We start from the raw sequence: 12678 nt of genomic DNA on the forward strand, positions 1-12678 counted from the left end.
TTTATTAAGTATGATGATCCGATGCCGTTTTAGTAAACACAAGGTCATTACTCCGGATAGTCAGGAGATCATGTCGATCATAACAATTTTCCAATAAGAGTCGCATCGCTTGGGCACGTATCGACTTTTCCAGTACATTCCGAACATACCTTCCATTGGAAAATGCCATGGGGGATAAGGTGTTTTTAGCAGCATGCAAATGTTCCCGGATCTTCCTTTCAGCATCATGACTCAATAGATACTGTTTTTCATCTAACATCCTTTTACCGATTTCCATCAATTGATCCACAGAATAATCAGGAAAGTGAAATACAAGGGGAAATCGTGATTGAAGACCCGGATTCAAGGTAAGGAAATGTTCCATTTCCCTTGAATACCCTGCCAGGATCAAGATAAAGTCATGCTGCTTATCTTCCATATGTTTGACCAGGGTATCGATTGCTTCCTTACCAAAATCCTTTTCACCGCCTCTACCCAATGAGTAAGCCTCATCAATGAATAAGATCCCTCCGAGTGCTTTTTTCACTAAGTCTCTTGTTTTCTGAGCAGTATGACCGATATATTCCCCGACTAGGTCTGCCCTCTCCGCTTCGATTAAGTGTCCTTTTGAAAGTACATTCATCTTTAAGAACAGTTTTCCGATGATCCTTGCCACAGTCGTTTTACCAGTTCCCGGGTTCCCTTTGAACATCATATGAAGAGCTTGCTTTCCTGCCTTCAGTCCCATGGCTTCCCGTTTTTTATTCACATATATCCATGCATAAATTTCTTTCACCATTTTTTTCATTTCTTCCATTCCGACAAGAGCTCCAAGTTCTTCTTCGATTTCTTTCAACGCTACATGCTCTTGAGGGAGAGACTGAGGAGTCGAATCCACCGTTTCCCGTATTGAACCCCTTTTTTGAGAATTCAATACAATGCTGATTTGACCATTATTTTTCATTCTCATTGGTTGATCCAAAGATTTCACCTCACCATTCTAAAGACAATATACGCATCTAGGATATAAGGGTGATAAACGCCTACAATTCCATCCGATTATTTTCGACAAATAAAAAGAATCCTGTCTATTCCTGCGCTTTCCCGAGAAATAAATAGAATTACGCTGAGAATGATTTCATTACTTACTCACTATCCAGACATTGTCAGATCCTACTTAAGCCCCTTGATGATTACTAATTCAGGGGTCATCTTATCTTTAATGAAGAGATAGAGTGATGAATAAAAATGCCTCTCATATTATCCTATTCACTAATCGTACATTTCATTAATTATTCTTACAGTCATCATAACCGCTCCATTATAAAAAGCTGCCACAAAGGGCAGCTTTCACATGATCATTAATTTTGTTCTTCAAAATTTATTTGAACATTTCGCTGTGGGGCGAATGTTGAGATGGCATGTTTATATACCAGTTGCTGTTTGCCTTCCGTTTCAAACAAGACGGTAAAATTATCAAACCCCTTCACCTGGCCGCGAATCTGGAAACCATTTAAAAGGAATACCGTTACAAGTGAACTGTCTTTTCTCAATTGATTAAGGAATTGGTCTTGGATATTAATAGATTGTTTCATGGTTAGTCCTCCTCTTCTATCTCTACATTACTTATTCGACTTTAATTGTAGCTTTCCTGCAATAAATTCTGAAATGTCCTCAATATTTTTGCTATGCAAACTTTCCTCAGTCATGTCGTACCAGGCAACTTCCATCTTATTTCGGAACCAGGTAAGCTGACGCTTGGCGTACCTTCTGGAGTTTTGTTTCAGGTTTTCTATTGCCGTTTCCAGGCTTACGATTCCGTCAAAGTAGTCGTAAAGCTCTTTATATCCGATTGCCTGAACAGACTGAACGTTTCTCACGCCTCCATCATATAACGCTTTCACTTCTTCTAATAGTCCCTGTTCAATCATCAGGTCTACCCTGAGGTTGATTCTTTTGTAAAGCTTTTCCCGATCCATGGTCAAACCAATCAAGGCCACATCATACTGAAGCTCATGGGTTTGGGAAGATTGATACTCACTCATCGTCTTACCTGTACAATGGAAAATTTCCAAAGCACGGATCACACGACGCGTATTATTCGGGTGAATATTCCCGGCAGAGTCGGGATCGACCTTAACAAGCTTACGATGAAGCCATTCAGATCCATACTTTTCAAGTTCTGCTTCTAACTCAGCCCGAAAGTGTTCATCGCCTGGTGTTTCAGTGAATTGATAATCATATAGGACCGACTGAATATAAAGACCCGTCCCTCCAACTATCAGGGGAGTTTTACCCCGTGAATGAATCTCTGAGATCTTCTTCCTTACCAGCTTTTGAAACTCTGCCACTGAAAATGGTTCTTCAGGATTTTTAATGTCAATCAAGTGGTGAGGTACGCCATCCATCTCGTCAGTGGTGATTTTGGCGGTTCCAATGTCCATTTTTTTATAAATTTGCATGGAGTCACCACTAATGACTTCTCCATCAAATCGTTTAGCGAGACTTATGCTTGTATTGGTTTTCCCTACAGCAGTGGGACCAATAACGACAATCAGTTTCTCTTTCTCCATTCTTGTCATACGTTCACTGCTTTCTATGTAACTGATTCTTTACATATTATCGTACCATAATAATAGAGGGTTTGAAATCACATCTTGTCAGTATTTCCATTCTTACCGGTCTTAATCAAAAACAATCTATTCACTATGATGTGAGTGTACCCGTTTGTTTCTATAATAAAACGTTTATATAAAGCATAATAAAACTGCTCAAAGGGAAACCCTTCAAGCAGTTTAGGCTTACTTTGGCTGTAAAATCAATTGATCTCCTTTTGAGTTCTCAAGTGAGGTTTTATGATACTCTCCCTTCACCCATGCGTCAATTTGATTCTGGTACCACTCACTTTTGTAATGACCTGCTTGTCCAGGTCCGACAATATGATACCCATTCGCCATATCTGATGTGTCGATGACGAATCTCCACGAGGCACCGTGGTTGACGATCCCTTCGTCATTATAACTTGCAGCTTCCACTGTGACCCTGCTCCCACCAACAGGTACAGGATCTTTGTCATTTAAGAACCTTTTTAAAATAGGGGAAGCGCTTGACAATGGATGTTCAAAGTAGACTCTATGGTACATTCCCCACTCCCATTCTTCCATGGAAGGTCCGTATGCTTCCTCCAGCTCACTTAAGGCACTGGTAAGGGACGCAGTCAAAAACGATTCATATCCGCCCCGATCTACAAACCATCGGGACTCGTCCCCTGAGTGTGCTTTCCGGATAAGTTCATCCACAACGCTTTGACGGCCTTCGAACAGCTTCATCATTTCATCAGGTACATCCTTTTGAAAAAGTCCTGTTGATATTTCGTTCATCCACTGATGAAAAATCAGGGGGGCAGCCAAATCTTTATCGTCCGAATAATTCCATGATTTCAACATTTCAATGGCTTTCCTTTGATCACCATTCAATGAAACGGATTCCAGATCCTTAGTGAGGATAGGAACAAATTCACGTGCATGTAAATTCAATTGATCCATTTGCAATGCTTTCATATCAGAAATCGTCAGATCACTTTTTCCTTCTAAGTATTCTGAAATTCTCATATATCGATACGGTTGTGCCCAGTGATGACTGATATGATAAGGATAATCATCTGTTACCACTTTATTATTCGCTGTTGCCACATATCCTGATTCAGGATTGATCACTTTCGGAAGTTCGTCAAAAGGAATGAAGCCCTGCCAGTCATAATCAGGGTCCCATCCTGGAACAGGCAGCAGCCCATCCCCTTTTTTCCTGATTGGAATCTTTCCATTTGCTTTATATGCAATCGTGCCATCTTTCGAAGCAAATACGAAATTCTGGGTAGGAACATGAAAGTCCTTCAGAGCTTCCTCAAATTCATCCCAATTCTTTGCTTTATTGATATTGATGATGGCAGAAAGTTCAAGACTTGGATCCAGTGCTGTCCAACGCATGGCCAGCACCTCCTCTGCATCACTTTGATGGGCAAATTCCGAAATCACAGGACCATGCCTTGTTATTGTGACTTTATATGGAATGGTTTCGCTGTCCTTCACTTTAATTGGTTCCTGTATGATGGTAGCTTTTTCCCAATTCCCGTCATACAAAAATAGATCGGGATCTTCTTCGTTTCGCTTCTCTACATACAAATCCTGTACGTCAGGTCCAGTGTTCGTCACACCCCAAGCAATCTGTTCATTATGACCAAGTATGATCCCGGGTATTCCGGCAAAGATCACCCCGCTCACATTGACTTCAGGTGATTCAAGCTGCATTTGATACCATATGGAAGGTGTTCCCAGGGATAGATGTGGGTCATCTGCCAGTAACGGTTTTCCACTTTTCGTTTTATCGCCGCTGACAACCCAGTTATTGCTTCCATTAAATTCAGGCGGTATGACTGCTGAAGCGAATGATTGCTTTAAATTAAACTGTACCTCTCCAATATCTGATAGAATGGTAGGTGCTTCATCCGGATAGGATGGAAACAAGTCATAAGCCTTTTCCTTCGGTAGATTAGCCAATGCCCAATACCTGAAGGCCTGGCCCTGCCAATGCCCTCCCAAGTCGAAAGCCATGTATTTCCCGATGGTCAAAGAATCAATTGGTGTCCATTTCTCAGGTTTGTAACCGAGTAGGGTGAATTCAATGGGAAGACTCCCCCCGTCTTTCGCCTCTTCCATATACGCATTGACTCCCTCGGCATACCACTCGAGAAGCTGCTTTGCTTCATCCGGATAGGCAGTAAAGGATACTTCCGCTGCCCTCCTCAAACCAAATGTCCGGAAGAACTTGTCTCTATCAACCGCCTTCTCTCCGACAACTTCACTCAATCTTCCCGATGCCTGGCGCCTGCTTAGATCCATTTGGAACAAACGATCCTGGGCTTGAACATACCCTTGTGCCATATAGAGATCTTTTTCATTTTGAGCCCGAATATGTGGCACTCCATCTTTATCTCTTGTGATTTTTACTTCCTTTGATAAGCCATCCAGTGTAATGGTACCTGAAGTAACGGGAAGAGACCTGTCGATGTAATAATTTGCAAAGATTAATAGACCGAGCAGGATAAACAATACACTTCCTGCGGTCCAGAGTGTTATTCTAAGACGCTTATTCTTTTTCTTATGCTGAAGCTCAATGCCTCCGTTCATCATGATTTCCCCCAGTGTTATATATGGAATTTTCTGAAAAATGATCTTACCTCTATAATATTAGCTCTTTAAGAGAGTAAATCCTTCTCTTCTGCAGGAGAATTTTATCATGAAGGTTTTGCTATTCACCTAGTCAACCGACAAGGGAACATCCCGTTTCAATTTTGACCCGAAAATGATGATGACTAGTCCACTAATCAAAAAGAAAAGCGAACAAGCATAGAATAAGAAATTGATTGTGAAATATTCCAAGAAGAACCCTGTCCCCATCACTGCAATGCTTGAAAATAGAGCGGTCCAAAAGTGATACTGTCCAATGCTCTTCCCTCTAGAAGCATGCACTGTCATGTCACTGATCACCACTTTCTCTGACGTTTTTTGCAAAGCGCCTAACATACCAAGTAATACCTGAATCATGTATACTTCTTGAATTGAACCTGTAGAAGGGATGAACAGAAAGAGGAAGCTCATTCCTATACTGTAAACAATAAGAAGGATCTGACCACCAATTAAGTCCGACAACCTGCCTATGATTCGATGGCCAACTGCTGAGCTTAACGTAAATAATCCGTAAGCAAATCCAAAACTCGAAAAATCACTTCCGATATTTCGAATAAAAAGTAAATAAAATGGGAATGACACACTTGCAGCTACCATTGCAAAACTTTGAGAAAGAATTAACCATCTCATTTTCCATACACCTCATAAAATATATTCACAAACCGTTCATCTGGATCATACTTCCGCTTATTTTGAAAGAATTGTTCCGCATTTGGGTAAGCCTCGTGTAGTTGTTCGTCTGTGGGATATTGATAGTAAGGAAGATAATAGCTTCCCCCATGTGCAATGGTGATGTCAACCATGCCACGAATGGTATCACCGGTCTGCTTTCTTTCCTCGTCACCCAGGCCCTGATTAATTAATAGTACTAGTGCAAACATATCTTCTTTCGCATAGGATAATACTGCTTCTTCACTCTGATTCACATACCTCACTGTGATGTTCATGAGATTTATATCCTCATGGGCCAAGTACACTCGTAAATCATCGATATACTCTTCATACTCATCAACTGGAACAAAATACTCTTGTAAAATATCTGTGTCATTTTCACCTTTGTATTCTAAAAACTTTGATTCTGAACGCATCACATTATTTCGGGTTTCCAGTTTACCATCGCTTTTATCAAAAAATGATTTCTGCATATCCCAAAAGAGATTTTTCCCCCAATCGAAATCTCTTGAAAGTCCAAGTGAGAATTTTGTTAAACCAGTAAATTGATCTTTTTTCAGAGTATTATAATCAATATACTTCTCTTGATTGTCACTGTCCTTGTAATTAGTAACATACATATCTTGGAGAAATGTATCCGGAGCCGTTGACAATCGAGCTAAATGCATTTTTACGTTTTCGGCTTTTAAAACGTTTTGATTAAAATAATCTTCATATTCTTCAACGTTCAACTCCTCGGTTTCCAGTTCCAAAAGCTCATCAGATGTAAGTTGTAGTTCCGCGTCCAAGATTACACCGAATAATCCATAACCCCCAATGACTAACGGAAAATACTCTTCATTTTCACTTCTTGAAACGGTGATGATCTCACCATCAGGCTTTAAAAGCCGGAACCAATTCACCGTTTCAATTAACGAACCATTTCTTATATCTCTTCCATGGGCATTTACAGATAGTGATCCGCCTACTGTGAATATATTTTGCGATTGCATCACTTTCACTGAAAGTCCATAGGGATTTATCGCTTCTTGTATATCATCCCAAGTAGCTCCACTCTGCACATGAACGGTTTTATTCGATGGATCCACACCAAGCACTTCGTTGAAATCCGTCATATCTAATACCATCCCATCTGGGTAGTAGGTATGCCCTCCTTGACTGTGTCTCTTTCCAGCAATCGATACTTTTAGATTTTCTTCTTTTGCTTTAGAAAGCGCCTCTACTATACCTTCTTCTTGACTGCCTTTCACGATTTTATCAATTTTTGTCGGCATTAATCGGCTTACATCCGTAATGATGTTTTTCGAGTCTCTCCCATTCAATTCCCACTGAAATATCAGTATGTATGAGAAGACAATTGGAACAATTAACATCCATATCCTGTTCTTACTCTTCACACGTCCTATCATTCCATTTCCACCACCCTCGCTCCTTTTAGTGTAATTTTACACTAAAAGGAGTTTTTTTCAATACAATTCACAAAAATAAAAAGCCTTTGATTGAATTAATCAAAAGCCTTTCATCAAGAGATCTACTTAGTTACCATAATGTTATTATCGTTAATTTTATAGAAGGAGTGGATTTTTCTTCGTTTATTCCTATGAGGATTATGGGTAAATGGCGGTTAGGAGGTGAGGGACATGTCATTTGATTATAGCCTGGATTTTGAATCCATTGATTTCCGTAAACATCCTGAAAAATACCGTGTAGGCCGCGGGGAGCAGGGCGTTTTACTTGTAGAGCCCTATAAAAGTGAAATCCTTCCCGAATGGCGTTTCAAAACACCGAATATTGCAGAAGAATCCTCAAATACCATCTATACCATGTTTCTTCAATATAGAGAGGAGAATGATTTTGTGGGCATGGATATGGCAAGGAAATTCCTTCAGATGGGCTACACGAGGGCAAGAAGGTACGCCAATTATCCTGATGGTAAAAAGTACAATAAGGATGGGGATATCAACGATCGGAAAATAGATGAACAGAAAGCTGAATCTGCCGCCATTTTTGAAGCAAAATGGAAACTGGCAAGAGAAGATGATGACTATCTGAAAAGGAAAAAGGAACACCAGAACAAATATGGATGAATGGGGATGAGCGTTGAAAATGCTCATCCCCATTCATTCCACTACATAATCCGTTTAAACATTTTTTCCATTTCATAGGTCGAATAATGAATGATGATCGGGCGACCGTGGGGACAGGTGAATGGATCGCTGGTTCTTCTTAATTCATCCAGCAGCGCCTGCATATCTTCATTCCTCAAATGATGATTTGCTTTGATGGACCCTTTGCAACTCATCATGATAGCTGCTTCTTCCCTCAGCTTTTTAATATCAACTTTGTTCATCTTGATGATTTGCTCAATCATGTCTTCGATGGTTTGCTGCTCTTCCCCTTTAGGGAACCACTGTGGGTGACTGCGTACGATGAAACTGTTGTGTCCGAAATCCTCAAGGAAAACCCCTACTTCTTCAAGTAGAGAACGATATTCATTGATTTTAATATACTCATCCGTTGAAAATTCAAGGGTTAGGGGGACGAGGAGCTCCTGAAGCTCGTTCGCGACCTCCCCCACTTTCTCTTTATAAAATTCATACTTGATCCGTTCTTGAGCTGCATGCTGATCAATGATATAAAGACCGCGTTCATTCTGGGCAAATATATATGTGCCATGCATTTGCCCGACAGGATAAAGAGTGGGAACCCGCGGTGTTTCCGTTTCATCGTCGATGGCTTGAACGGGTTGTTCCCGGGCTTCCTCTTCCTCGATAGAGTACCTTTGAAGAAGTTCTTCATCAGATACGATACTCGATGGTTCACTCGTATCCATGACAGGTGGTTCGGGCTCATACAGCTTTACCATCTCTTCTTTAGGCAGCAGCCGCTCCCGGACGGATTCTCTGTTATCATATCTAACTTCTTGTCGCTTAGCCGCGTGTTCAAGATCCATGTATGTCTGCTCCGATTTTGGCTGAGCCGGTTTTGGTGGGATGGATCCTGATGGAATCAGTTCCTTTCCTTTAAACACCTTCTTGATTCCTTCGGTTACCAACGTATTGAGCTCTGCTTCCTTACTGATGCGGACCTCCATCTTGGAAGGATGCACATTCACATCCACCAGGATCGGATCCATCTCGATACTAAGGAGCACGATGGGATGACGTCCGATGGGAAGAAGAGTGTGATATCCTTCTCCGATCGCTTTCGCCAATGCATAGTTTTTAATGAATCTCCCGTTGATCATCGTCGAAATGTAATTCCTCGATGCCCGGGTGACCTCTGGAAGGGATATATAGCCCTTCACTTTGAAATCCAGTGACTCTACTTCGATCGGCACCATTTTCTTCGCTATCCCGACTCCATAAATGGCTGCAAGGACCTGCCTGACATCACCATTTCCATTCGTGTGCAAAAGCGACTTGCCGTTATGGAGAAGCTTGATCGAGACAAAAGGATGAGCAAGGGCGATCCGGTTCACGACATCCGTTATATTCCCAAGCTCCGTATGAATGGTCTTCATGTATTTTAACCGGGCAGGTGTATTGAAGAATAGTTGTGAAACTGTGATATCTGTTCCTTTTCTAGACGATGTGCTTTCAATCGATTTTGCTTCTCCACCTTGGAGTTCAATGCTCGTACCCGGACCTTCACCCGTACTTGTTTTTAACATGAAATGAGAAACAGAAGCGATACTCGGCAAGGCTTCTCCCCTGAATCCCAATGTCCGGATGCGGAAAAGGTCATTTTCGTCTTTGATTTTACTCGTTGCATGCCGCTTAAAGGCTGTTTGGACATCTTCCTTCTCAATTCCGTCGCCATTATCGATGATGCGTATGGATTGTAAACCTGCTTCCTCGATATGGATTTCAATGACGGTCCCACCGGCATCAATGCTATTTTCAAGGAGTTCCTTCACCACAGAAGCCGGTCGTTCCACCACTTCCCCGGCCGCAATTTTATTAGAAAGGGAATCATCAAGCTGAAATATTTTCACCACAGTTCCACCTCCTTAATGCTTTAACTTTTTTTGGATTCCGTATAGCGTATTCATCGCATCTAATGGCGTCATTTCGAGGATATCCAATTTTTTTAATTCCTCTATACATTTCTTTTCTTTTGTATTCAACGTTGCTTTCTTTTCTGATTTCTCAGTACCAAAGAAGGACAGCTGTGCCAAATCTTCTTCACTTGTTTCCTGCTTTTCTGCAGCCGATTCCCTTGAAGCGGCTACTTCGGTGAAAGATGAGGGCTCTTCCTTCCTTTCAAGCTCAAGAAGAATTTCATTCGCTCTTTGAATTAAGGCTTGGGGCAGTTCAGCGAGTTCGGCAACATGTATTCCATAACTTTTATCTGCCGCACCCTCTTTGATTTTATGAAGGAAAACAAGTTTTCCGTTTTGCTCCATCGCACTGACATGAACATTTTTCACTTTTGGCAATTCTTCCTCAAGAACCGTCAATTCATGGTAGTGAGTAGAGAAAAGGGTTTTCGACCCGATATGTTCATGAATGTATTCAATGATCGCTTGTGCCAGTGCCATCCCATCATAAGTGGAAGTGCCCCGTCCAATTTCATCAAACAGTATCAGACTTTGTTGAGTGGCGTGAATGATCGCATTCTTCGCCTCAAGCATCTCTACCATGAATGTGCTTTGTCCGGAAATCAGGTCATCCGCTGCTCCAATGCGGGTGAATACTTGATCGAATACAGGAAGGTTCGCCTCGCTTGCAGGCACATAACATCCGATTTGGGCGAGGATGCTCGTTAGCGCCACCTGTCTCATATAAGTACTTTTACCCGACATATTCGGACCGGTAATAAGAAAGACTTCCCGTTCCTCATCCATATAGCAATCATTCGGAACATACTCCTGTGCGCCCATTACCTTTTCGACAACGGGATGCCTTCCATCTTTCAAGAAGATTTTTCTCTCATCATTGAACAAAGGACGTGTGTAATGACGTTTCTCACTGACGGTTGCAAAGCACTGGAGAACGTCCAGTTCACTGACGAGTTTCGCTAGTTTTTGCAAGCGGGGGATAAATTCCTTAACCCTTTCACGTATCCCCAGGAACAATTCATATTCTAAATCCACACTCTTTTCATCAGCCTGAAGGATAAGGGATTCTTTCTCTTTTAATTCTGGTGTGATAAATCTTTCAGCATTTGTTAAAGTCTGCTTCCGTTCATAGCGTCCTTCTTCCAAGTGCTGCAGATTCGCTCTCGTTACTTCGATGTAGTAACCAAATACCCTGTTAAATCCTACTTTAAGGGACCTGATTCCAGTCCTTTCCCTTTCGTCCCGTTCAAGCTTTGCAATCCACGATTTACCATTTTTGCTTGCATCACGATATTGATCCAGTTCGGCATGATACCCATCCTGAATCAGGCTTCCTTCTTTTATGGACAATGGAGGATTTTCTATCAATGCCTTTTCGAGAAGGTCTGTCAACTCTTCACATGGGTCGAGCCTGGCGACAAGCTCATCGGTTGCATCATTCTCTAATGATTGGATCAATTGCTTTAATACGGGTACTTGCTGCAGGGATTTTTTCAACTGGATCAAATCACGACCATTTACATTCCCGAAAGCGACGCGGCCCGCCAGTCTCTCAAGATCATACACTTCTTTCAGGCGGTCTCTCAGGTCCTGCCTTTCAAAGAAACGTTCCAATAATACTTCCACCACTGCCTGACGTCTTTCGATTTCCTGTTTATGAATGAGTGGACGATCGATCCATTGCTTTAAAAGCCTTGCCCCCATCGCTGTCATCGTTTCATCCAAAAGCCAAAGAAGTGACCCTTTTTTCCCTTTGGAACGGATGGTCTCTGTCAATTCCAGATTACGTTTCGAATAATAGTCCATTTTCATAAATTGGTGAAGCTGATACGTCTCCACGATTTGCAGATGATCCAAACTCCTTTTCTGTGTCCGGAATAAATAATGAAACAGGAGGGAAGAGGCTTTTATGAGTTTTTCTTGTTTCAGAGGTTCCACCAGATGAGTGAAGCTATGCCCAAGACCGGAGTCCTGCTCATACGATAATGTAACATCTGTTCTTTCTTTGATTCTCCCCTGAACCTCATCAGAAAGTTCAGGATGAATGACAACTTCTTTCGCCCCAATGGTGGATAATTCATTCATCAATGCCTGCAGTCCATCTGACACGACCGTCACCTTGGTTTCCCCGGTTGTCAGATCACTATAAGCAAGGCCAAACGTATCATCTTCAAAATCGGTTACTGAAGCAATATAGTTATTTTCTTTGTCATTCAGACCTTTCCCATCCATAACCGTACCGGGTGTAATGAGCTGGACGACTTCCCTCTTCACGACACCCTTGGCTTGCTTTGGATCTTCCGTCTGTTCGCATATCGCTACTTTATAACCTTTATCAATGAGTTGCTCTATGTAATTAGGAGCGGAATGATAAGGTACACCGCACATGGGAATTCGTTCCTTTCCACCCCCATCACGGCTTGTTAAGGTTATTTCAAGTTCCTGGGATGCCGCAATGGCATCATCAAAAAACATTTCATAAAAATCGCCTAAACGAAAAAATAAAAAGGCATCCTGGTATTCTGCCTTTACTTGTAAGTATTGTTTTATCATTGGAGTATATTGTGTCATGGTTTCATTCAAACCTTTCCAAGTAAATCTGCTATTCTCGACTATTCATTATATCATACGGATCAGGGTGGAAGCATGTAGCAGATTGAGGAAGCGCATTTGAAATGGCCCTTTTTCTTCAAAAAAAATCCGCTTCCTATATTCAGG

At 41.6% G+C, this 12678-nt stretch carries 9 protein-coding genes; 1 reads left to right on the forward strand and 8 read right to left on the reverse strand.

Annotated elements, in window-relative coordinates:
• Positions 1-4 precede the first annotated feature (4 nt).
• From spoVK to AM506_RS14875, 6 genes are all read right to left on the reverse strand, one after another.
• Entirely contained in the window at positions 5-961 is a 957-nt protein-coding gene (gene spoVK / locus AM506_RS14850) for a stage V sporulation protein K (protein WP_060673276.1), read from the reverse strand.
• Positions 962-1340: 379 nt separating this feature from the next.
• A complete protein-coding gene (hfq, locus tag AM506_RS14855; protein ID WP_034759923.1) occupies positions 1341-1574 on the reverse strand; it encodes an RNA chaperone Hfq in 234 nt (77 codons plus the stop codon).
• 27 nt (positions 1575-1601) lie between these two features.
• Positions 1602-2561 carry a tRNA (adenosine(37)-N6)-dimethylallyltransferase MiaA gene (miaA, locus tag AM506_RS14860; protein WP_082386389.1) on the reverse strand — a complete coding sequence of 320 codons (960 nt, stop codon included), beginning with the start codon at positions 2559-2561 and terminating at the stop codon, positions 1602-1604.
• Between the two features lie 219 nt (positions 2562-2780).
• Positions 2781-5165, reverse strand: coding sequence for a penicillin acylase family protein (locus AM506_RS14865; RefSeq protein WP_440480354.1), 2385 nt, complete (start codon positions 5163-5165; stop codon positions 2781-2783).
• A 129-nt stretch (positions 5166-5294) separates the two neighbouring features.
• Positions 5295-5855, reverse strand: a complete 561-nt coding sequence (locus AM506_RS14870) for an MFS transporter (protein ID WP_060673277.1) — start codon at positions 5853-5855, stop codon at positions 5295-5297.
• Positions 5852-7306 (reverse strand): FAD-binding oxidoreductase, encoded by a 1455-nt coding sequence (locus AM506_RS14875; protein WP_327205546.1) that lies wholly within the window; start codon positions 7304-7306, stop codon positions 5852-5854. Before AM506_RS14875 ends, AM506_RS14870 begins: the two co-directional genes overlap by 4 nt.
• A gap of 231 nt (positions 7307-7537) precedes the next feature.
• Here AM506_RS14875 and AM506_RS14880 point away from each other — a divergent pair, with 231 nt between their 5' ends.
• The gene (locus AM506_RS14880) at positions 7538-7984 is read left to right on the forward strand and encodes a DUF4385 domain-containing protein (RefSeq protein WP_060673278.1); all 447 of its coding nucleotides are present in this window, start codon (positions 7538-7540) and stop codon (positions 7982-7984) included.
• 41 nt (positions 7985-8025) lie between these two features.
• On the opposite strand, the gene mutL is transcribed toward AM506_RS14880, so the two are convergent.
• Positions 8026-9897 carry a DNA mismatch repair endonuclease MutL gene (gene mutL, locus AM506_RS14885; protein WP_060673279.1) on the reverse strand — a complete coding sequence of 624 codons (1872 nt, stop codon included), beginning with the start codon at positions 9895-9897 and terminating at the stop codon, positions 8026-8028.
• Between the two features lie 12 nt (positions 9898-9909).
• Positions 9910-12531, reverse strand: coding sequence for a DNA mismatch repair protein MutS (mutS, locus tag AM506_RS14890; RefSeq protein ID WP_060673280.1), 2622 nt, complete (start codon positions 12529-12531; stop codon positions 9910-9912).
• Positions 12532-12678: the final 147 nt, after the last annotated feature.

This window comes from Rossellomorea vietnamensis (assembly GCF_001305855.1).
Lineage (GTDB): Bacteria > Bacillota > Bacilli > Bacillales > Bacillaceae_B > Rossellomorea > Rossellomorea vietnamensis_A.

Bases quoted from the DNA above. Each gene is read 5' to 3' on its own strand.
- hfq (WP_034759923.1), bottom strand. From the start codon at position 1,574: ATGAAACAATCTATTAATATCCAAGACCAATTCCTTAATCAATTGAGA.
- miaA (WP_082386389.1), bottom strand. From the start codon at position 2,561: ATGACAAGAATGGAGAAAGAGAAACTGATTGTCGTTATTGGTCCCACT.
- AM506_RS14865 (WP_440480354.1), bottom strand. From the start codon at position 5,165: ATGAACGGAGGCATTGAGCTTCAGCATAAGAAAAAGAATAAGCGTCTT.
- AM506_RS14870 (WP_060673277.1), bottom strand. From the start codon at position 5,855: ATGAGATGGTTAATTCTTTCTCAAAGTTTTGCAATGGTAGCTGCAAGT.
- AM506_RS14875 (WP_327205546.1), bottom strand. From the start codon at position 7,306: ATGATAGGACGTGTGAAGAGTAAGAACAGGATATGGATGTTAATTGTT.
- AM506_RS14880 (WP_060673278.1), top strand. From the start codon at position 7,538: ATGTCATTTGATTATAGCCTGGATTTTGAATCCATTGATTTCCGTAAA.
- mutS (WP_060673280.1), bottom strand. From the start codon at position 12,531: ATGACACAATATACTCCAATGATAAAACAATACTTACAAGTAAAGGCA.